Origin of the sequence: Sphingomonas aerolata, from assembly GCF_003046295.1 — a bacterium.
GTDB lineage: Bacteria > Pseudomonadota > Alphaproteobacteria > Sphingomonadales > Sphingomonadaceae > Sphingomonas > Sphingomonas aerolata.
On sequence record NZ_PZZN01000003.1, the window covers coordinates 25314 to 46345 of the forward strand.

The following is a 21032-nucleotide window of genomic DNA, read 5'->3' on the forward strand; positions in this document are numbered from 1 at the left end:
GGAACGGGGGCGGCTGACTCAAAGGATATAGATTGTTGGTGCGAACTTCCTAACTTAAGTCTACGAAAGCTACCATCAACGGCGTTCCGTTGGCTGAGAGACGCTGAAGTGCTCCCGCTTATCTGGGGGAGTGACCAATGTTCCGTTTCGATCTGGAGCCTGCGATACCGCTTCTGACGGTCATCCAGAAAGGCGTTTGGACAGCCGCGACGGTGGCGACGTTTGAGCCGGCATTTCGGCAAGAGCTGAAACGGCTTCTGGTCTCGGGGCGGCCGACATCGCTGATTATCGAAATCAGAGCTACGGTGCCCAGGGATCTTCTTGTCACCGAGGCGCTGCGCGCAATGGTTGCGCGACTTGGACACCTCAAAGCGGACAGAACCGCCGTCGTGTCGTCGTTGGGATTTGCAGATCTGCAAGCCGGGCGCATTTCCGACCCAAATACACGGATCTTTACGTCGATCGTCCAGGCAAGGGACTGGGTGACGAACAACCCCGCGGAAAGCCCAGGTATGACGTCCGCCAACGAGCCGAGCGATGTTAGCCCAGAAGGGCCCGTCGTCCATGTACGCGGTCCTGCGGACGTGGACTTTGTGCTTACCCCGGCCGCCGCGCTTGAAACGGCTAGGCGTATCAGCGATGCAGCGGTGGAAGTGCTTCTAGAAACCGCGAGCGCGACGGCTCAGCGCGTCATTCCGATGTAAGCAGTTCCAAAGCCCGGACGCCTGATTTGGTGCCAGCATTGGAGTGAGGCTGAGGATGGAGAGCCTCTGCAACGCATCATTGCTTGATCATGACACGCGCACTTGGCGCCACCGGCCGGAGGTTCGCCACGGTGAACCTCCGGCCGGGTTGTATGCGCTGGGATCAGAAATCCCCAATGTCACCCGCCGTGCGCTTTGGCGATCGCCGCGGTCGCGAGCGGGCGCATGACGGCATAGCCTTGCGGGGTCGGGTGGACTCCGTCGGTTGCGTAGCCGGGCTTCATCGCCCCCGCCGGCGTCGAAAGTGCAGCGTGATAATCGACATAGGTGAAGCCATTGGCTTTGGCATAGCCGCGCAGCCAGTCGTTGAGCGCGGCGATCTGCGGGACCGGGCGTTTGTCGGGGCTCCAGGGAAAGGCGGCGGCGGGGGGAACCGAGGCGAGGATCACCTTGATCCCGTGCGCGCGCGCGAGTTCGGCCATGGTCCGGATATTGCCTTCGACCGTCTCGATCGTCGCTGCGCCGGTGTTGCCGGCGATGTCGTTGGTGCCGGCCATGATGTGGACTGCCCGCGGTTTGAGCGCGATGACATCGCTGCGAAACCGGACGAGCATCTGCGGGGTCGTCTGCCCGCTGATCCCGCGATCGACCACGCCGTTCGAGAACAATGCGGCGTCGGCATGGATCCAGTTGTCGGTGATCGAATCGCCCATGAACACGACGCGGACCGTCTTGCCGGCGAGTGCGCGATTATCCGCAGCGTAACGGCACAACTGGCCAAAGTCGCGGGTCAGCATATGCCGTTTCCACGCTGCCCAGCCGGCTGCATCGGCCGGTGCCGGATGCTGCGGGCAGGGGTCGGCGACGATACCCACCGGATCGCTGGCATAGGGCGTGTCTGCGTCACTCGTCTGCGCGACGACGGAGATTGGCAACACACCAAGTATCATTGGCAAGAGCCAGTGTTTCATCGCCATGCGGTGGATCCTTTCCTGTGTCCTACGTCGCCCTCGACCGGCGCGATTATATAATTACCGCAATTTATCATACAAACCTTGTTACCGCTATCGGATCAGGCAATACAGCGGCGCTACGCGACCGGAGCTTATCGGTTGCGAGGCTAGAGGGGACGGGACTGGTGGGGAAGAGGGTGGTCTTGACGAGCGCGATCGCGTTGCTCGCCCTGTCGGCGCATCCCCGTCCCGCAGCGTCGCACGCCGAGGTTTCTCCGGCTCGTGCGCCCTATGCGTGGCGCAACGTCCGGGTCGGTGGCGGCGGCTTCGCGCCCGGCATCATCTTCAGCACTGTCGAGCGTGGGCTCGCCTATCTGCGTACCGACATGGGTGGTGCCTATCGCTGGGACGCGGTCCAGCGTGCGTGGCTGCCCTTGCAGGATGGCAATGCCGTCAGCAGCTATATGGGGATTGAAAGCATTGCTGCGGATCCGGTCGATGCGGATATCGTGTATCTCGCGGCGGGCATGTCGGCGCGTGGCGAAGCGGCGATCTGGCGATCGGACGACCGTGGCGCGCGGTGGCGGATCGCGCCGGTACCGTTCGCGATGGGCGGCAACGAGGATGGCCGCGGCCTTGGCGAGCGGCTTGCGATCGACCCGCATCGCCCGGCGACGCTAATGTTCGGGTCACGCCATGACGGCCTGTGGCGCAGCGACGATTCGGGTGCGCATTGGCGAAAGGTCGACAGCTTTCCGGTTGGGGGGCTCGGCAAACCGGTACAGCCCCGCGCAACGCATGGCGGGCTGAGTTTCGTCCTGTTCGATCGCGCGCATCGCGGGCGGATCTTCGTCGGCCAGGCGGACCCGGGCGCACATCTGTTCCGGTCCGATGACGGTGGCGCGTCGTGGCTTACCCTGTCCGGAGGGCCGGATGACAGCATGCGCGCGGTGAAGGCCGCGCTCGGCGCGGACGGCGTCCTGACGATGACGTTTTCCGACGCGATCGGGCCGAACGGGATCACCCTGGGCGGCGTCTGGCGGTACGATCCAGCGACCAATGTCTGGACCGACGTGACCCCCGACAGACGACCGGATGCGCCGGCGGGAGGCTATATGGGCGTGGCGGTGTCGGCGCAGGATCCGCGCGTCATCGCCGTCAGTACCGTCAATCGCTATCGCCCCGTCGACACCGTGTGGCGATCGACCGACGCGGGCGCACATTGGGACCAGCTCTACCAGCGCAGCACGCGCGATGTGACACAGACTCCGTTCCTCGCGTTCGACGGCCCGGCGGATTTCGGGCACTGGATCGCTGGGCTTGCGATCGATCCGTTCGACCCGGGCCACGCCGCCTATGTGACCGGCGCGACGCTGTACGAGACACGCGCTTTCGACCGACCCGGTGCCGTGCCGTGGAAGCCCTGGACACGGGGTATCGAACAGACCGCGATCATCACGCTGATCAGCCCGACGGGGGGCGCACCGTTGATCTCGGGGTTCGGCGATATTGCGGGGTTCCGTCACGACGATCTGACGGTTTCACCGCCCAACAGCCACCGTAATCCCTATCTGACCAACACGAACACGCTCGATTATGCGGGACTGGCGCCGGCGGTGGTCGTCCGCAGTGGCAGCAGCCATAGTCGCGAGGTCGCGGGCGCGAGCCTGGCCTGGTCGCAGGATGAGGCCCGGAGCTGGCAACCGCTCGTCACGCCGGGCAGGGGCGCGTCCGAACGGACCGGCGATGCGCCGATCATCGTGTCGGCAGACGGTGCGGCGTTTATCGTCGAGACCGAACAGCCAGTCCTGACCCGCGATCGCGGGCAGACCTGGGTCCGGATCCAGGGTCTGCCGGTGGGGCTGCGGCCGGTCGCCGACAAGGTCGACCCATCCCGGTTCTACGTCGTCGACACGCTGAACAACCGCGTGTTGCGCAGCATGGACGGCGGCGCGCATTTCATGCCCGTCGCCGCACAGGGCCTCCCCGCTGACCTTTCGAGCGCGCAGGGCCGCAACCGGGAGGCGCAGAGCCCGCTGCTCGCGACGCCGGGCACTGCGGGCCTGCTGTGGCTCAATCTCGGCGGCGACCTGTATCGCTCGGTCGATGGCGGCGTGCACTGGGTGCGGGTCGGGGCAGGGTTGCACGTCGCGCAATTCGGTCTGGGCAAGGCGGCGCCCGGCGCCCGCTGGCCGGCGCTCTACGCGATCGGCCAGCAGGCCGGACAGGATGGAGTGTGGCGATCGATCGACGGCGCGACGACGTGGCAGCGGATCAACGACGACCGGCATCAGTGGGGACTGCGCTTCCGCGTGATCAGCGGCGATCCGCGGATATTTGGCCGCGTCTATATCGGCACCGACGGCCGCGGCGTCGTCTATGGCGATCCGGTCGCCCGGAACAAGAAGAGCTGAGGGGATGACGATGAAACGACAGGCTCTACTGCTTGCGTGGACGCTGTCCGCGCTGGTGACCGCCGCACATGCGCAACAGGCGACGCCGGTGCCACATGTCGAGACGAAGAACGGCCGACATGCGCTGATCGTCGACGGCGCGCCCTTCCTGATGCTCGGAGCGCAGGTCAATAATTCGAGCAACTATGCCTCCGCGCTGCCGAAGGTCTGGCCGATGCTCGAGCGGATCCATGCGAACACCGTCGAGGTCCCCGTTGCCTGGCAACAGATCGAACCGATCGAGGGGCAGTTCGATTTCTCGTTCGTCCAGACGCTGCTCGATGAGGCACGCACGCATGACAAGCGGGTCGTCCTGCTCTGGTTCGGAACGTGGAAGAATACCGCGCCGGGCTACACGCCCGACTGGGTCAAGCTCGACAATCGCCGCTTTCCCCGGATGAAAGACAAGACGGGGCAGGATCATTCCGTCCATACGCCGCTCGCCCGGTCGACGCTCGAGGCCGACAAGCGCGCCTTTGTACGCCTGATCGGCTATCTCAAGGAGCATGATCCGCAGAATACGGTCATCCTCGTCCAGCCCGAAAACGAGGTCGGCAGCTACCGCGTCCCGCGCGACTATAGCCCGGCGGCGAACGTGCTGTTCGCGAAGCCCGTGCCCGCGGCGCTGACGCGCAAGCTCGGCAAGCCCGCAGGAACGTGGACCGCGTTGTTCGGGGCGCAGGCCGACCGTGCCTTCAACACCTGGTACACGGCACGATATGTCGACGAGATCGCCGCGGCGGGCAAGGTCGTCAAGCCGATCCCAATGTACGTCAACGCATCGCTCGCCGGACCATCCAACGTGCCCGATCCGACCGGCGTCGCCAGTGGCGGGCCGCAGCAGGACGTGCTCGACATCTGGAAGGCGGCAGCGCCGTCGATCGATTTCGCCGCGCCAGACATCTATGACCGTGCGAGCGAGAACGTCGCGCAATATCTCGATAAATATGCGCGCTCCGACAATGCGCTGATGGTCCCCGAAATCGGCAATGCCCGCGAATTCGCGCGCTATTTCTACGGTGCGCTGGGTCGTGGCGCGATCGGCTACGCGCCGTTCGGGATGGATGATACCGGCTACGTCAACTATCCGCTCGGCGCGCGGTCTCTGGACGAGGCGACGCTCGATGCGATCGCCAAGCCCTATGCCCTGTTCGCCGGCATGGCGCGCGAGTGGGCGAAGATCGCGTTCGAGCGTCCGACCTGGGGCGTTTTCAAACCCGACGACAATACGCCCCGGTCGACCGTGATGGGCGACTGGACGATCGCTGCGACCTGGGGCGAATGGCAGTTCGGTCAGAAGGACTGGACCTGGATCAAGACCGAGCCCGCGCCATGGGGCAACGAGCCCGTTGGCGGCGCGGCGATCGCGCACTTGTCCGCCGATGTCTTCCTGGTTGCTGGGGACCATGTCCGTCTCAACTTCGGCGCGCGATCGGGCGGCCCTGCAAACGGCCTCGTCCTGCGCGTGGAGGAGGGGCATTTTCGGGACGGTGTCTGGGTGCGCGACCGGATGTGGAACGGCGACCAGACCGATTACGGGATCAACCTGATCGAGCCCGTGCTGCTTCGCGTCACGATGGGCGCATATCGCTGAAACATTACCGATCGACGCGCCGCGGGCGGCGTCGGCACTGCTGGAGAGTAAGATGACCAAGCCATTCCTGACCCTGTTGCTGGCAAGCAGCGCGATCGCCTCCGCGCACGCCGCTGCGCCTGGCGGGTACGAGAAGATCGACGGCGGCGTCGCCGTGACCCCGGCAGGCGGCGCGACCGCGCGCGTCGAGGTCACGGTTCACGGCGACGGGATCATCCACGTCGTCGCCGCCCCGACGAGTTCGATCGGCGTGACCCGCACCACGAGCCTGATGGTGCCGAGCCCCCCAAAGGCGGGTGCGTATACGGTGACGGAGCGGGCAGGGCATGTCCTCATCAAGACGGCGCGGGATACGGCGGACGTCGACCTCGCGACCGGGCATGTCCGGTTCGTCGACGCTGCCGGCAAGACGGTGCTCAACGAGGCCAATACACGCCGCTTCCTGCCGAAGACGGTCGACGGACGGCAATATGTCACGGCGTCGCAGCAGTTCAACCGCGGTACCAGCGAGGCCTTTTACGGGCTCGGCCAGCACCAGAACGCCCAGATGGATTATAACGGCGAGGACGTCGAACTCGCGCAGCACAACATGGACATCGCCGTCCCCTTTCTGGTTTCGACCGGCAAGTACGGCATCCTGTGGGACAATGACGGGATCACCCGGTTCGGCAATCCCAAGCCCTATGACCTGGTCGGCGCAGGCACCGACACGGGCCTGCGGGTGACGAGCAACGGCAAGCCCGGCTTCACCGCCAACTATTATCTCGACGGCAAGCTGGCGGTCACGCGCCAGGAAGCCACGATCAACTATCAATATATCAAGGACCAGGCGAACTGGCCCGAGGCGGCCAAGGCGCGCACGGTGGCGGCAACCGGCGGCCAGAATACGGCGGGCAACGCGGCCCAGACGCAGCGGGTCGTATGGACCGGCCGCGTGACGCCCGACCAGACGGGCGATCACAAATTTCAGCTCTATGGCTCGAGCTATTTCAAGGTGTTCGTCGACGGGCGCGAGGTGCTCAACCGCTGGCGGCAGAACTGGAATCCCTGGTACGCCAATTTCGACCTGCCGATGACCAGGGGCAAGGCGGCGGAGATCCGCATCGAATGGGATCCGAACGCCGGATATATCGCGCTGCTCCACAATGACCCGCTGCCCCAGGCCGATCGCCACTCGGCCTGGTTCACCAGCGACGTCGCGCGGTCGGTCAATTACTGGTACGTGCCCGGCAGCGACATGGACGACGTGATTGCGGGCTATCGCAAGCTGACCGGCAAGGCCGTGATGATGCCCAAATGGGCCTATGGCTTCTGGCAGTCGCGCCAGCGCTACAACACGCAGGACGAGGTCGTGGACGTGGTGCGCAAGTACCGCGACCTCCGCATCCCGCTCGACAACATCGTCCAGGACTGGTTCTACTGGCCCGAAAACGCCTGGGGCAGCCATCAGTTCGACAAGACGCGCTTTCCGGAGCCGCAGAAGATGGTCGACCAGCTCCACGATCTGAACGCGAACTTCATGATCTCCGTCTGGCCGAAATTCTACCCGACCACCGACAATTACAAGGAGCTGGCGGCCAAGGGTTTCACCTATGACGGCAATCTGAAGATGGCGAACAAGGATTGGGTCGGGCCCGGCTATGCCAATACCGACTATGATCCCTATGCGCCCGAGGCACGGACGATCTTCTGGCGGCAGATGCGCGACAGCCTCGCCAAGTTCGGGGTCGACGCCTGGTGGCTCGATGCGTCGGAGCCGGACATCCATTCGAACCTGTCGATCCCCGAGCGGATCGCGGCGATGGGGCCGACCGCGCGCGGGCCGGCGGAGGAATACTTCAACAGCTTCCCGCTGGTTCATGTCGGCGCGGTTTATGACGGCTGGCGCCAGTACAAGCCCGATGTCCGGCCGTTCATCTTGACCCGTTCGGGCTTTGGCGGACTGCAGCGCGAGGGGGCCGCGATCTGGTCGGGCGATGTCGCCAGCCGCTGGTATGACCTGCGCGCGCAGGTGTCCGCGGGCGTCAATGCGTCGATGTCGGGCATTCCCAACTGGACGCACGATATCGGCGGCTTCGCGCTCGAGGACCGCTATGCGAGCAAGACGCCCAAGCCGGCCGATCTCGACGAGTGGCGCGAGCTCAACCTGCGCTGGTTCCAGTTCGGTGCGTTCAGCCCGTTGTTCCGCAGCCATGGCGAGAGCCCGTACCGCGAGATCTACGAGATCGCGCCCGAGGGCACGCCGATGCGCGCCTCGATGCTCTGGTATGATCAGCTTCGCTATCGTCTGATGCCGTATATCTACACGCTCGCTGCGGAGACGTGGTTCAAGGACGGCAGCATCATGCGGGGCATGGTGATGGATTATCCCGACGACGTGAAGGCGCGCCGGATCAACGACCAGTATATGTTCGGCCATGCGTTTCTGGTCGCGCCGGTCACCGACTACAAGGCACGGTCGCGCCCGGTCTATCTGCCGGGTGCGGCGACGCTCTGGTATGATTTCCAGTCCGGGCAGACGTATCGCGGCGGCCAGACGATTGACGCGCCCGCGCTCTACACACGCATGCCGCTGTTCGTGAAGGCGGGGGCGATCGTGCCGATGGGGCCTGTCCGCCAGCATGTCGACGACCTGCCCGACGCACCCGTGACGGTGACGGTCTATACCGGCGCCAACGGGCAGTTCAGCCTGTACGAGGATGACGGTCGCAGCGAGCAATATCGCGGCGGTGCGTTTGCGCGCATTCCGATGCGGTATGACGATACAACCGGCACGCTGTCGCTCGGTGCGCGCGAGGGCAAGGGCTTCAAGGGCATGGCGACGTCTCGCACGGTCAACGTGCGCTGGATCACGCCCGGCAAGCCGGTGACCGACGCCGATACCGAGGATGCGACGGTGACCTATGCGGGCAAGGCGATCACGGTGCAGGGCCCGCGTTGATGGCCGCCCGAGGGGGCACGGACGCGAAATCCCTTCGGGCCTATGCAGTCGCGGCGGACATCTGGACGCCGCGACGAATGCCGGGCTAGATCGGGCGAAACGAGACTAGGTGGGACGGCATGCGCCGCCCGTCTAGAGACGGCATGTAGAGAGAGAAATGTGATGATGACGCGCGGTACCCGATCGCTCCTGAACGTCTTGCTGCGCAGCGCGGTGCTGGTCGGTGTAATCGGGGTTTCGCCCGCGCTGGCGCAGACGACGAACAACGCGCCCGCGGCGGCGGCGGCGAAGACCGATGCGCCGGTCGCGCGGCCGTGGATGGATACGAGTCTCGATCCGTCCGTCCGCGCCGATCTCATCCTCAGGGAGATGACGCTCGACGAGAAGCTGCAACTGACCTTCGGCTATTTCTCGACCGATGCCGCCTGGCTCAAGACGCCGACCAAGAACTGGGAGTTTCCGAAGGACGGCTTGCCGGGATCTGCCGGCATCGTTCCGGGCATCGCGCGGCTGGGTATCCCGAGCCAGTGGCAGACCGATGCGGGCGTCGGTGTCGCCAGCCAGCGCAGCGCAACCCCGCGGCTGCGGACGTCGTTGCCATCGGGAATATTGACCGCGGCGACGTGGAACCCGGCGCTCGCCGAAGCCGGTGGCGCGATGATCGGCAACGAGGCGTTCCTGTCGGGCTTCAACGTGCAGCTGGCGGGCGGCATGAACCTGCTGCGCGAACCCCGGAACGGCCGCAATTTCGAATATGGTGGCGAGGATCCGCTGCTCGCGGGCGTCATGACGGGGCATGCGATCAAGGGAATCCAGTCCGAGCATGTCGTCTCGACGATGAAGCATTACGCGTTCAACGGGCAGGAGACCAACCGCTTCACGATCGATCACCGGATCGGCGAACAGGCGGCGCGCCAGTCGGATCTGCTGGCGTTCCAGATCGCCAACGAGATCGGCCAGCCGGGTTCGGTGATGTGCTCTTACAACCGCGTCAACGGCCACTACGCGTGCGAGAACGACTGGCTGCTGAACACGGTCCTGAAGAAGGACTGGGGGTTCAAGGGCTATGTGATGTCGGACTGGGGAGCTGCCCATTCGACGACGGAAGCCGCCAATGCCGGGCTCGACCAGCAGTCGGGCTGGGCGTTCGATCGGTCGCCCTATTTCTCCGAAGCGCTGCGCGAGGCGGTCAATAACGGCCATGTCAGCACGGCGCGTGCCGATGACATGGCCCGACGCGTGCTGTGGGGGATGTTCTCGGTGGGCGCATTCGACACGCCGGTCCGCGGCGATCGCGCGACGACGATCGACTATGCCGCGCACGCGGCGGTCACGCGCAGCGATGCCGAGGAGGGCATCGTCCTGCTGAAGAACGACGCCAATCTGCTGCCCCTGGCGAAAACGGCGAAGTCGATCCTGCTCATTGGTGCGCATGCCGATGTCGGCGTTTTGTCGGGCGGCGGATCGTCACAGGTCTATTCGCCCAACGCGCCGACCAGCGGCCTGATCGTGCCGGACGAGTTCAACAAGGGCTTTCCCGGCCCCAAGACCTATCACGCATCGTCGCCCATGACCGCGCTGCAGGCCCGCACCGGTGCCCGCGTCACCTATCTCGACGGCAAGGATCCGCGCGCGGCCGCAGCGGCGGCGCGCAAGGCCGATATCGTGATCGTCTTTGGCGAACAGTGGACCGGTGAGTCGATCGACGTCCCCGATCTGGCGTTGCCCGATGCGCAGAATGCCCTGATCGACGCGGTCGCCCGCGCCAACCGCAAGACCGTCGTGGTGCTCGAGACGGGCGGCCCGGTTGTCATGCCGTGGCTGTCGAAGGTCGGCGCGGTGATCGAGGCCTGGTATCCGGGCACGGCGGGCGGCGAGGCGATCGCGCGCATTCTGACCGGCGAGGTCAATCCGTCGGGTCGCCTTCCCGCGACCTTCCCCGCGTCGCTGTCGCAACTGCCGCGCCCGGTTCTGGAAGGCGACCCGAAGCTCGACCGCGACGCACATCCGATGGGCAATTACGACATCGAAGGCGCCGCCATCGGCTATAAGTGGTTCGACAAGACCGGCCGCAAGCCGCTGTTCCCGTTCGGCTACGGCCTGTCCTATACCCGGTTCGCACTCGGCGGTCTGAAGGCCGACGCAAAGGGCAAGGGCATCGCCGCGACGTTCGCGGTCCGCAACACCGGGTCTGTCGCAGGCAAGACCGTCGCTCAGGTCTATGTCGCGGCGCCGGGCTGGGAAGCGCCCAAACGGCTCGGCGCGTTCAAGAAGGTCGATCTGGCACCGGGGGCGAGCCAGTCGGTGGCGACGATGATCGACCCGCGCCTGCTCGCGACCTTCGATACGGCAACCGCGACGTGGACGATCGCGGAGGGCGACTATCAGGTCATGCTGGCCGACTCCGCGGTGAGCATCGCGCAGACGGTCACCGTGCATCTGCCGGCGCAGACGCTCGACAGCCGGGGGAAATAGTCGACGGCGCGGGGGCTGTCGCGCGGCGGCGGACGCTGACCACGACCGCGACCAGTCCCAGCGCCGACGCCCCGGCACCCGCAAGCGCGACCATCGGATAGCCGAGGCCTGCCGCGATGACGCCGCCGCCAAGCGCTGCGCCGATCGCGTTGCCCAGGTTGAACGCACCGATGTTCATCGCCGAGGCGAGGTTCGGCGCGTCGGCGGCGGCGTGCATGACGCGGACCTGAAGCGGGGGGACGAGCGCGAAGCTGGCGACGCCCCACAGGAAGATGAGGATCGCGGTCGGCACCTTGAACGGCATCAGCACGGCGAAGCCGACCAGGATCGCGGTCAGCAGCGCAAGCGTCACGATCAGCGTCCGGTCGACCGAGCGATCGGCGAACCGCCCGCCGAGCCAGTTGCCGACCGTCAGCCCCACGCCGTAGGTCACCAGCATCGCGGTGACATAGCCGAGCGACGCCTGCGTCACCTCGCGAAGGATCGGCGTGATATAGGTAAAGACGGTGAACATCGCGCTGGCGCCGACGACCGTCAGGCCCAGCGCCCCCAAGACAGGACCGCGCGTGAGGACGCGCAGTTCGGCCTTCGGGTCGGTGCCGGTCGGCGCGGGCAGCACGGGAAGCGTCAGCCGCAGCGCCGCCATCGTCGCGAAGCCCAGCACCGAAATACCCCAGAACGACGCGCGCCAGCCGAGGTGATCGCCCGCCCATGTCGCGAGCGGAACGCCGACGACATTGGCGATGGTCAGCCCCATGAACATCGCCGCGACTGCGCCGGCCCGGCGTTCGGGCGCGACGAGGCTGGCCGCGACGATCGCCCCGACCCCGAAGAACGCGCCGTGGTTGAACGACGTCAGGATCCGCGCGGCCATCAGCATGCCGTACCCCGTCGACATTGCGGCGAGCAGGTTGCCGATCGTGAAGATGCCCGCCAGCATGATCAGCAGCGTGCGGCGCGGCACGCGCCCGGTCGTCAGCGTCATCAGCGGCGCACCGATGACCACGCCCAACGCATAGGCACTGATGAGCAGGCCCGCGGTCGGGATCGAAACGCCGAGATCGCCGGCGATGACGGGGAGCAGCCCCATGGGGGCGAATTCGGTCACGCCGATGCCGAACGCGCCGACGGACAGGGCCAGAAGCCCGGGGTTCAATTTCATCGCTGTATTCCTGATGACGTGGGCGGGTCAGACCATCGCCGGGTTCAGCCGGGCGAAACCCTCCTGCTGACGATAGGGGGTGTGCGGATAGGGCGGCAGAACCGCGCTGGCGGCATCGAGCGCCGCGACCTGTTCGACCGACAACGTCCAGCCGACCGCACCGATATTGTCGCGCAGCTGCGCCTCGGTACGTGCGCCGATGATGACCGACGCGACGGTCGGCCGACGGAGCAGCCAGTTGATCGCGATTTGCGGCACGGTCTTGCCCGTTTCGTCCGCGATCAACTCGAGCGCATCGACCACGCGGTAGAGCAACTCGGCATCGACGGGCGGCGCGAATTGCTCCGTGTCGTGAAGCCGGCTGCCAGCGGGCACCGGTCGATCCCGGCCGATCTTGCCTGTCAGCCTGCCCCAGCCGAGCGGGCTCCAGACGAGCGCGCCGATGCCCTGGTCGGCGCCGACCGGCATGAGGTCTGCTTCGTACGCACGACCGACGAGCGAATAATAGACCTGATGCGCGACGAGCCGGGACCAGCCATGGCGGTCGGCCAGGTTCTGCGCCTTCATCACCTGCCAGCCGGGATAATTGGATATCCCGGCATAACAAACTTTGCCCGCCGCGATCAGCTGGTCGAGCGTGGCCATCACCTCCTCGGTCGGGGTCGATGCGTCGAAGGCGTGAAGCTGCAACAGGTCGATATGGTCGGTGCCGAGACGTTGCAGCGACTCCTCGACCGCACGGATCAGCCGGGCGCGCGACGTGCCCCAGTCCTGCGGCCCGTCGCCCATCGGCAGGCCGGTCTTGGTCGAGATCAGCACCTGATCACGCCGCCCCATGATGGCGCTGCCGAGCACCGTCTCGGACGCGCCGTGCGAATAGACATCGGCGGTGTCGAACAGGGTGATCCCGGCATCGATGCACAGGTCGACCAGTCGTCGGGCTTCGACGGCGTCGCTGCATCCCCAGGCGCCGAACAGCGGACCGGTTCCGCCAAAGGTGCCGGTTCCGAAGCTCAATGCCGGTACCCGAAGTCCCGACGATCCCAATTGACGATAGTCCATAATCTTGATCCCGATCGCGGTGTACCCGGCTGCGATTTAGACGCATAGATAGGCCGAAGTGCACGGGCTGATTAGACGGTGTAGTCACGAAGGACCTTTGACTTGAACGCAAAGACGGGAATGGGGGCTGATCGGGCCCGTGCGCTCGAGATCTTCGCCGTGGTCATGCGCGAGGGAAGCTTCTCGGGGGCGGGCCGCGTGCTCGGACTGACGCCGTCCGCGGTGGCGCGGGCGATCGATCGGATCGAGGCTCGGCTCGGCGTCCGGCTGCTCCTGCGGTCGACCCGTGCGCTGACCCCGACGGCCGAAGGGCAGGCCTATCTCCAGACGGCGCGTCGAATCCTGGCCGACCTCGACGATGCCGAACAGCAGATTGCCGATCAGGGCGCGCCCCGGGGACGGCTGCGGATCAGTGCCGCGCTGTCGCATGGGCGGTTGTGCGTCGTCCCACTGCTCGGCGCATTTGCCGAGGCCTATCCACATATCCTCGTCGATATCGCGTTGACCGACACGATCGTCGACGTCGCGGCGGGGCAGGCGGACGTCGCGATCCGCTTCGGTCCGCTGGTCGACAGCCTGTTGACCGCCCGGAAGCTCGGCGAGAGCCGGCGGGTGATCGTCGCGGCACCCGACTATCTGGCGCGGCGTGGTACCCCGACCAAGCCCGAGGACTTGCACCGGCACAACTGCCTGAATTTCAACTTTCGTCGAGTCGAACCCGTCTGGCCGTTCCGTGTCGATGGGGTAGACATGGCGCTCGTCGTGACCGGCAATATCGAAGCCAATAACGGCGAAACATTGGGGCAGCTGGCCGCCGCGGGCGTCGGGATCGCGCGCGTCGGTGCGTTCAGCGTCGTCGACGATATCGCCGCGGGCCGTCTCGTCCCGCTCTTCGAGGCGTATAATCCGGGCGACGTCGAACACATCCACGCGCTCTTCGTCGGCGGTAGCAACACGCCGGCGCGTGTCCGGGTGTTCGTCGACTTTCTCGCAGAACGCCTCCGGGGCTGATCGCCGCGCCGGTGTGCCGGGAGGGGTTATCGACCCGCGGCCATCCCGGGTCGCGCAGGCACTTGGCGGTGTCCGCTGAGATCGGATCCGGCATCGACGGCAAAACGGCGGTTCCAGATCGTGGCGGCCGCCGACACCGCCGTCACGACGAGGAATGCGAGGGTGAAATCGGCGAGCACCGGGCGTGTCGTGCCCGATCCGAGCATGCCGACATGCAACGCGGCCGCGCCGACGCAGATGCCGAGCGAGAGCATGAGCTGCTGGAACGTTGCGTAGAAACTGGTCGCGCTGCTCATCCGTGACGATGGAATCTCGTCATAGGCGATCGTGTTGTAGGCGGAGAACTGGAACGACATGAAAAAGCCCGAGAGCATCAGGACGCCAAAGATGACGGGGATGGGCCAGTCGGGGCGGAACAGCCCGCACACCGCGTAGCCGCCGCTCGAACACAGGCCGCCGACGATCAGGCTGTTGCGGAATCCGAACCGTCGCAGCACGCGGGGGGCGAGGCTCTTCATCATCAGCGAACCGATCGCCCCGGCAATCGTGATCGCGCCGCTCGCCGCCGCGGTCATGCCGAAGCCGAGCTGGAGCATCATCGGCAACAGGAACGGCTGGGCGCCTTGCGTGATCCGCGTCAGCGATCCGCCGATCACCGACAGGCGGAAGGTCGGGATCCGCATCAGCGACAGGTCGAGGATCGGATCGCTGCGGCGTCTGGCGTGGCGGATATAGGCGACGCCCGCGACCAGGCCGATCGCGATGAGCCCGACGGCCTGCGTCAGTTCGCCCGTGCGGCTGGTCATCTCGAACCCGAACAACAGGCACCCGAGCGAGATGCCCGACAGAATGAAGCCGGGCACGTCGAAGGGTGCCGGCTGATCCTCGCGCACATCACCGATATAGCGGGTGACGAGCACCACGCCGAGCATGCCGATCGGGATGTTGAGGTAGAAGATCCAGCGCCAGTCCAGATAGGTGACGATCGCGCCACCGACCGGCGGCCCGAGGATCGGACCGATCAGCGCGGGCATGATCAGCCACGACATGGCCTGCACCATGTCTTCCTTGGCCACGCTGCGAAGCAGGACGAGACGCCCGATCGGGATCATCATCGCGCCGCCCAGACCCTGCAGGAACCGCGCGCCCATCATGAACGACAGGCTGGTCGCCTGACCGCACAGGATCGAACCGCCGACGAAGATCAGGATCGCGGCCCGGAACACGGTGCGCGAGCCGAACCGGTCGGCAAGCCGCCCGCTGGCCGGGATGAAGATCGCCAGCGCCAGCAGATAGGAGGTGAGTGCCGATCCCATGCTCGTCGCGGGCACGCCGAAATCGCGCGCCATGGTCGGCAACGCCGTCGCGAGCACGGTGGAATCCATCTGCTCCATGAACAGCGCGCAGGCCATGATCAGCGCGGTGACTCGGTAGTTGCTCGACGTGTGCGGGGGCGCTCCGGCGTCGCGCGGGACCCGCGCGATAGTGTCCGCGGCCGGGACGATGCCGTCGCGGACTTCGCTGTTGATAGCGGCGAGCCCGCGCCGGCGAAGTCTCATGCCTGCCACCCGCCGCCCAACGCCCTGAAGACGTCGACCTGACGATCAATCAACAACGCGTCGGATGCGGCAAGATTGGCCTGGGCCGTGGTCAGCGCCGCCTGGGCGGTCAGCAGCGACAGGAAGTCGGTTCGGCCAAAGCGATAGAGCGTGCCCGCCTGGCTGGCGGCGGTCGCGGCGCTCGCCTGCGCCCGCGACAGCGCGGCGTTGCGATCCCCTTCGCGCGCATAGGCTGACAGCGCGGTCTCGGTTTCGCGCAACGCCTCAAGCGTCGTCGAATCGAACTGCGCCAGCGCCTGATCCGCCGAGGCGCCGGCCTGCGCGATGCGGGCACGGACGACCGGGCGGTTCGGGAAGCTCCAGCTGATGAGCGGGCCGAGCCCCAGGTGGAATGCGCTGGTGGATCCGAGCGTCGAGACCGGCCCTGTGAACCCGGCGGATCCCCCCAGGCTGACCTGCGGATACAGGTCGGCGGTGGCGATGCCGATCCGCGCAGTCGCCGCTACCAGTGCGCGTTCGGCCTGACGGATATCGGGCCGGCGGCGGATCAGTGCGGCGCCGTCGCCGATCGGCAGCGGCCGGGTCAGCGCGGGGGGCTTCGCGCAGGTCGCGATCTCGGCGGGATAGGCGGCGGGTGCCCGACCTATCAGCGTCGCCAGCCGGTAGAGCGCGGCGGTGCGCGTCGCGACCTGCGACGGGATCAACGCCTCGCTCTGGTCGACCGCGGTCCTTGCCCGCGTGACGTCGAACGCCGTGCCGCGCCCACCACGTTGCAGGCGGCGCGTGACGTCGAGCGTCTGGCGCTGGAGGGCAAGTACCCGGCTGTTGGCGGCGAGCACCATGTTCGCCGTGCACACCGCGGCATAGCTGCGCGCGGTTTCGGCAGCGACGGTCACGCGGACGTCGTCGCGCGCGGCGGCGACCGCCTGCGCATCGCCCTGCGCGGTTTCGATCGCGCGCCGGATGCGCCCCGACAGGTCGAGCGGATAGGCGAGCGTGATGCCGAGATTGGCGTCGAGCGTTCCGGGCAGGTTGCCGCGGCTCGCATAGGGCCGGTCGATCGACGTACCGCCGCCGAGCGTGGTCGACAGCGTCCGCCCGGCGGCAACCTCCGCAACGACCGCGTCGGCGCGGCGGAGATTGGCATCGGCCGCGCGCAGATCAGTGTTCGCCGCCAGCGCCTCGGCGACGAACGCGTCGAGCCGGGGATCGCCATAGAGCTGCCACCAGCGATCGGGGAGGGGGGCATCGACGAACGCGGCCTCGTGACCGCTGTCGAACGCGCCCTGCGCGGCGGGCATCGCGGCGACGGCGCGGTCGGGGGGCGCATAGTCCGGGCCGGCGGTGGTGCAGGCGGCGAGGCCGAGCGCGAGGATACTCGCGGCGAGACCGCGGTGGGTGGGGGAACGGCTGATCGGCGAGAGACGCGTGCGCATCACGCCGGCGCTCCCGACTGAAGTTTGGGTTCCACCGTCACCGTCGCCGTCCGCCCGACGATAAGCGGGACACCCTTCGGCACCTGCACCAGCTTCACGCGCACCGGGATGCGCTGTGCGAGGCGGACCCAGTTGAACGTCGGGTTCACATTGGGCAGCAGGTTGGTCGTGTTCGTCCGTTCGCTGTCATTGATGCCCGCCGCGATGCTGTCGACGCGGCCGTGCAACGCCTGCGCTTCGCCCATCAGATGCACGGTTACCGGGTCGCCAAGATGGATGCTGCCGAGCTTGGTTTCCTCGAAATAGCCCTCGACCCGAAGCGAGTCCGTGTCGATCAGCGCCATCGCCTGTGCGCCAGCCGCGATATAGTCGCCGGGATGGAGATCGAGATTGGTGACGATGCCGTGCACGGTTGCCCGCACAGTCGTCCGCGCAAGGTTCAGCGCCGCGGTCGATCGCGCGCTCCGGGCCTGCGCGAGCGTTGCCGAGGCGGTGGCGACGCGCGCGACATTCTGTTCGTGCGTTTCCTTGGCGACCAGATCGCCCAGCGCGAGGTCGCGCTGCGCCTCGCGCCGTGCCTGCAGCAGCGTCGCGCGCGCGCTCGCGATCGACGCGTCAGATTGCGCAAGCGTCAGTTCAAAACGGGGACGATCGACCACGAACAGCACGTCGCCGGGCTTGACCGTCTGGTTGTCCCGCACCGCGACGCGCGTGACGAGACCCGCGACATCGGGCGTGACGCGAACGATGTCGGCCCGGATATGCCCGTCGCGCGTCCACGGATCGCTCTCATAGCGCTTCCACAGCCACAGCGCGACGACCACCGCGAGCGCGACGATGACCAAGGTGACGGCGGAACGGCCGAGCGGGGCCAGCAGGGACTTGAGACGGGGCGAGGTCATGCGGAAGGTCCGGTGAGCAGGGCAAGCAGCCCGAGGATGAGGATGAACAGCGCCAGGTCGACCAGCGGACGATAGGTCACTGCGCGGTACACCCCGGCAAAGGCGAGCAGGCGGGTGGTGACGCCCGTGAGCACGACCGCGGCGACCGCGAGCAGGAGGAGGGTCGGCAGATAGACACCGCCGATCGAGATCTCGCCGGTCATGCGGGCATCTCCGGTGAGCCCGCATAGGCGGGGGCCGAGGGAAAGAGGTTGCGGCGCAGCGAGGTGAGCGCGAGCACGCTTCTGCGGTGGCGGTCGGGCATGCTCGACGCGAAGCCGGCCAGCGCCCGGTCGATCCCCGCGAGCAGATCGGGTTCGGGGGGCGCCGGCTGGTTGGGGCGCAGCGCGCGGTAATGCGTCCCGACCCCGCGCAGCACCGGCGTGATCATCGCTGCCTCGTCAACCGGACCGTCGATGCGGAGCTGGCGGAGTTCGCCGACCGCCACACCGACGCGCAGGTCGGTCAGCGCATCGAGCAGCGGCTTGCCGGGATCCTCGCCCTGCAGTGCAAGCCGCGGTGCGAGCAGTCCGATCCGGTCGAGCATCCGCGCGATCCAGCCCGCCGTATCGGGCCGGCCGGTCGAATCCGCGCGCATCGCCAGTTCGCGCCAGCCGGCACGGAGCAACCGTCGCGCGCTGGTCTGCGCGCCGATCGTCTGGAACAGGCCGACCGTGACGACCGCGAACAACGTCCCGATCAATTGCGCGATCGCGCCGTTCATAAACTGGTCGAACCCGCCGCCGAACCGGTCGTTCAGCCCGACCGTGTTGAGTCCGCCAAGCAGCGCGCCGAGCGTCACGAGCAAGGTCGCTGGCCGCGCGAGGAACATCCCCCCGATCAGCATCGGCGGCGCGAGCACCGCGGCGAGCGTCACGAAGTCCGTCACGCGCGGCAGGATCGCAAACGCATAGACGGCCGACACGACCAGGCCGAGGATCGTGCCATAGAAGAATGCCTTGATCGCCGGCGCCGGGTTGTCGCTGTTGCCGAACAAGGCGCAGCACACCCCCGCGATCAGCACCGCCCCCGCACCGTCGGTCCATGCGGTTCCGATCCAGAAGGCGCAGCCCAGCAGGATCGTCATCACCGTGCCCGCGGCCGCCCGTAGCGCGATGCCGCGATCGCGGTGTAGCGGTCTGCGGGGGGAGCGTGCGAGCAGTCGCGCGACGGCGGGGGTGACGGGCGCGCGCGACGGCGATCGCATCTGATCGCGCAAGTCGCGCACGTTGCGATGCGCGTCGACCAGTTCCCCGAGCCGCGCCACCAGGCTCAGCCGCAACGCGTCACGCCAGATCAGCGCGCTGCCGGGCGCGGGTTCGAGCGCGCGAGCACGGGCGATCAGCTCATCGGCGTGCGCGCCGCGCTCCGATGCGGAAGAGGGATCGCGCAGCCATTCGCGAACGTCCTCGATGAGCGCGAGCGCCTCGGGGCGCGGCCTGTCGGCGCCCCGCTTGAGCTCGACTATCCGGTCGTCGATCGCGCTCGCCAGCGGCAACAGCATCGACAGTTCCGCCTGGAGTGCGCGCAACGTCCGGACGCGCGGGAGCAGCCGTGCGGTGTCGAACGGCAGATGGATGGAAAGCTGGTGCAGCTCGTTGATGTCCAGTGCCAGCCGCCGCCGGTCGCGGTCGAGCGCGGCATCGCTTTCCCCCGCAAGCGAATCGCGCGACCAGCGTTCCGCGTCGGCGAGGATCGCGTCGATCCGGCCGAGCAGCACGGCGGTGACGGTCTGCGGGAAGACGAGGCCGTGGATCAGACTGCCGCACAGGATGCCGATCGTGATCTCCTGCACCCGCAGCGCAGCGATGGTGAAGACCGCGCCCGGCGCCGCAACCGACGGAAAACCGATGATGCTGGCGGTATAGCCCGCGAGCAGGAACACATAGGCCCGCGGCGTCCGGTCGAGCAGCGAGATGTAGAGGCACAGCCCGAGCCACAGCGCGAGGCCGAGCGACAGGAGTTCGGGCGCGTTGACGAGGTTCGGCACGAGCACGACCGCGGCAATCGCGCCAAGCACGGTCCCCGCGACCCGGAACACCGCCTTCGACAACACCGCGCCGGCCAGTGGCTGCGCGACGATATAGGACGTCGTCACCGCCCAATAGGGCCGCGTCAGACCGATCCGCAGCGCGATGTAATAAGCGAGGATCGCGGCGACGAAGCATTTGACCGAGAAGAGCGCCTCCTTCCCCCCGAAACGCGACAGCGTCATCGTCCGCGATCTGCCACAAACCGCGCGCCGAGCCGTTCCGCAACACGTAGCGCGGTGGCCAGATCGTCGTCCGGCACGCCCTCGAGCATCGCATGGCGCAGCGTCGCGAACTTCGCCTCGATCGTGGTGACGAGCCGCCGCCCGTGTGGCGTCAGGCGGATCCGGCTGACCCGCGCATCGGCGGGATCGCGGTGGCGCTCGACAAGCCCGGCGGCGGTCATCTGGTCGATCGAGCGCACCAGCGATGCCTGTGTCACGTCGAGTTCACAGGCGAGATCGATCTGCCGCACATCGTCGCCCAGCCGCCCGACCTGAACCAGCGCCCAGCCGGTCGATGCCGACACCCCCATGTCGCGGAGCGCATGGTCGGCCGCCTGCCGCCAGCTGCGCGCGAGCGGCAGGAGGGTTCGGGCGTAGGAGGATTCGAGCACGGCGCGAGGGGAGGTCATTAGCGTGCTAAGTAATCATGTCAGCCCATGCTGCAATGCAAAATAGTAAGTTATGCAAGGAATTTGTTCGCGCCCGC

General features: G+C 66.9%; 15 protein-coding genes. 6 read left to right on the top strand and 9 right to left on the bottom strand.

The genetic code is table 11. The annotated features are described in order from the left end of the window. Positions 1-137 precede the first annotated feature (137 nt). On the top strand, positions 138-704 hold the full coding sequence (locus tag C8J24_RS12750; RefSeq protein WP_107932937.1) for a hypothetical protein: 567 nt from the start codon (positions 138-140) through the stop codon (positions 702-704). Positions 705-883: 179 nt separating this feature from the next. Here C8J24_RS12750 and C8J24_RS12755 read toward each other — a convergent pair whose 3' ends face one another. After that, on the bottom strand, positions 884-1654 hold the full coding sequence (locus tag C8J24_RS12755) for an SGNH/GDSL hydrolase family protein (protein ID WP_244180826.1): 771 nt from the start codon (positions 1652-1654) through the stop codon (positions 884-886). 206 nt (positions 1655-1860) lie between these two features. Here C8J24_RS12755 and C8J24_RS12760 point away from each other — a divergent pair, with 206 nt between their 5' ends. The 4 genes from C8J24_RS12760 to C8J24_RS12775 all read left to right on the top strand — a co-directional run bounded on the left by C8J24_RS12760 (position 1861) and on the right by C8J24_RS12775 (position 11120). Continuing rightward, positions 1861-4071, top strand: coding sequence for a hypothetical protein (locus C8J24_RS12760; RefSeq protein ID WP_107934172.1), 2211 nt, complete (start codon positions 1861-1863; stop codon positions 4069-4071). Positions 4072-4081: 10 nt separating this feature from the next. Beyond that, positions 4082-5704 carry a DUF5597 domain-containing protein gene (locus C8J24_RS12765; protein WP_107934174.1) on the top strand — a complete coding sequence of 541 codons (1623 nt, stop codon included), beginning with the start codon at positions 4082-4084 and terminating at the stop codon, positions 5702-5704. Between the two features lie 52 nt (positions 5705-5756). Beyond that, positions 5757-8645 carry a glycoside hydrolase family 31 protein gene (locus C8J24_RS12770; protein ID WP_107932941.1) on the top strand — a complete coding sequence of 963 codons (2889 nt, stop codon included), beginning with the start codon at positions 5757-5759 and terminating at the stop codon, positions 8643-8645. A 165-nt stretch (positions 8646-8810) separates the two neighbouring features. Then, positions 8811-11120: a glycoside hydrolase family 3 C-terminal domain-containing protein gene (locus C8J24_RS12775; RefSeq protein ID WP_208620984.1), complete on the top strand. Its 2310-nt coding sequence runs from the start codon at positions 8811-8813 to the stop codon at positions 11118-11120. Here C8J24_RS12775 and C8J24_RS12780 read toward each other — a convergent pair. Both C8J24_RS12780 and C8J24_RS12785 read right to left on the bottom strand, forming a co-directional pair. After that, positions 11074-12282, bottom strand: coding sequence for an MFS transporter (locus C8J24_RS12780; protein ID WP_107932945.1), 1209 nt, complete (start codon positions 12280-12282; stop codon positions 11074-11076). The two genes, C8J24_RS12775 and C8J24_RS12780, sit on opposite strands and share 47 nt — an antisense overlap. Before the next feature lie 27 nt (positions 12283-12309). Then, a complete protein-coding gene (locus C8J24_RS12785) occupies positions 12310-13344 on the bottom strand; it encodes an aldo/keto reductase (RefSeq protein WP_107932947.1) in 1035 nt (344 codons plus the stop codon). 120 nt (positions 13345-13464) lie between these two features. Between C8J24_RS12785 and C8J24_RS12790 the strand changes: the two genes are divergently transcribed. Then, positions 13465-14355 carry a LysR family transcriptional regulator gene (locus tag C8J24_RS12790; RefSeq protein WP_107932949.1) on the top strand — a complete coding sequence of 297 codons (891 nt, stop codon included), beginning with the start codon at positions 13465-13467 and terminating at the stop codon, positions 14353-14355. Positions 14356-14381: 26 nt separating this feature from the next. On the opposite strand, the gene C8J24_RS12795 is transcribed toward C8J24_RS12790, so the two are convergent. The 6 genes from C8J24_RS12795 to C8J24_RS12820 are packed head-to-tail and all read right to left on the bottom strand — an operon-like array spanning position 14382 to position 20955. Next, positions 14382-15914 (bottom strand): MFS transporter, encoded by a 1533-nt coding sequence (locus C8J24_RS12795; protein ID WP_208620965.1) that lies wholly within the window; start codon positions 15912-15914, stop codon positions 14382-14384. Next, positions 15911-17350: an efflux transporter outer membrane subunit gene (locus tag C8J24_RS12800; RefSeq protein ID WP_107932951.1), complete on the bottom strand. Its 1440-nt coding sequence runs from the start codon at positions 17348-17350 to the stop codon at positions 15911-15913. The genes C8J24_RS12795 and C8J24_RS12800 overlap by 4 nt, the downstream gene beginning before the upstream one ends. Continuing rightward, positions 17350-18252, bottom strand: coding sequence for an efflux RND transporter periplasmic adaptor subunit (locus C8J24_RS12805; RefSeq protein WP_056407578.1), 903 nt, complete (start codon positions 18250-18252; stop codon positions 17350-17352). The genes C8J24_RS12800 and C8J24_RS12805 overlap by 1 nt, the downstream gene beginning before the upstream one ends. Continuing rightward, positions 18249-18455 (bottom strand): DUF1656 domain-containing protein, encoded by a 207-nt coding sequence (locus C8J24_RS12810; protein ID WP_107932953.1) that lies wholly within the window; start codon positions 18453-18455, stop codon positions 18249-18251. The genes C8J24_RS12805 and C8J24_RS12810 overlap by 4 nt, the downstream gene beginning before the upstream one ends. Continuing rightward, positions 18452-20506 carry an FUSC family protein gene (locus C8J24_RS12815; protein WP_107932955.1) on the bottom strand — a complete coding sequence of 685 codons (2055 nt, stop codon included), beginning with the start codon at positions 20504-20506 and terminating at the stop codon, positions 18452-18454. Before C8J24_RS12815 ends, C8J24_RS12810 begins: the two co-directional genes overlap by 4 nt. Beyond that, positions 20503-20955, bottom strand: a complete 453-nt coding sequence (locus tag C8J24_RS12820; protein ID WP_107932957.1) for a MarR family winged helix-turn-helix transcriptional regulator — start codon at positions 20953-20955, stop codon at positions 20503-20505. The genes C8J24_RS12815 and C8J24_RS12820 overlap by 4 nt, the downstream gene beginning before the upstream one ends. Positions 20956-21032: the final 77 nt, after the last annotated feature.

Excerpts from the sequence above, each read along its gene's own strand:
- C8J24_RS12755 (WP_244180826.1), bottom strand. The coding sequence starts at position 1,654 with ATGATACTTGGTGTGTTGCCAATCTCCGTCGTCGCGCAGACGAGTGAC.
- C8J24_RS12815 (WP_107932955.1), bottom strand. The coding sequence starts at position 20,506 with ATGACGCTGTCGCGTTTCGGGGGGAAGGAGGCGCTCTTCTCGGTCAAA.
- C8J24_RS12765 (WP_107934174.1), top strand. The coding sequence starts at position 4,082 with ATGAAACGACAGGCTCTACTGCTTGCGTGGACGCTGTCCGCGCTGGTG.
- C8J24_RS12810 (WP_107932953.1), bottom strand. The coding sequence starts at position 18,455 with ATGACCGGCGAGATCTCGATCGGCGGTGTCTATCTGCCGACCCTCCTC.
- C8J24_RS12785 (WP_107932947.1), bottom strand. The coding sequence starts at position 13,344 with ATGGACTATCGTCAATTGGGATCGTCGGGACTTCGGGTACCGGCATTG.
- C8J24_RS12780 (WP_107932945.1), bottom strand. The coding sequence starts at position 12,282 with ATGAAATTGAACCCCGGGCTTCTGGCCCTGTCCGTCGGCGCGTTCGGC.
- C8J24_RS12750 (WP_107932937.1), top strand. The coding sequence starts at position 138 with ATGTTCCGTTTCGATCTGGAGCCTGCGATACCGCTTCTGACGGTCATC.
- C8J24_RS12795 (WP_208620965.1), bottom strand. The coding sequence starts at position 15,914 with ATGAGACTTCGCCGGCGCGGGCTCGCCGCTATCAACAGCGAAGTCCGC.
- C8J24_RS12775 (WP_208620984.1), top strand. The coding sequence starts at position 8,811 with ATGACGCGCGGTACCCGATCGCTCCTGAACGTCTTGCTGCGCAGCGCG.
- C8J24_RS12790 (WP_107932949.1), top strand. The coding sequence starts at position 13,465 with ATGGGGGCTGATCGGGCCCGTGCGCTCGAGATCTTCGCCGTGGTCATG.
- C8J24_RS12800 (WP_107932951.1), bottom strand. The coding sequence starts at position 17,350 with ATGCGCACGCGTCTCTCGCCGATCAGCCGTTCCCCCACCCACCGCGGT.
- C8J24_RS12820 (WP_107932957.1), bottom strand. The coding sequence starts at position 20,955 with ATGACCTCCCCTCGCGCCGTGCTCGAATCCTCCTACGCCCGAACCCTC.
- C8J24_RS12770 (WP_107932941.1), top strand. The coding sequence starts at position 5,757 with ATGACCAAGCCATTCCTGACCCTGTTGCTGGCAAGCAGCGCGATCGCC.
- C8J24_RS12805 (WP_056407578.1), bottom strand. The coding sequence starts at position 18,252 with ATGACCTCGCCCCGTCTCAAGTCCCTGCTGGCCCCGCTCGGCCGTTCC.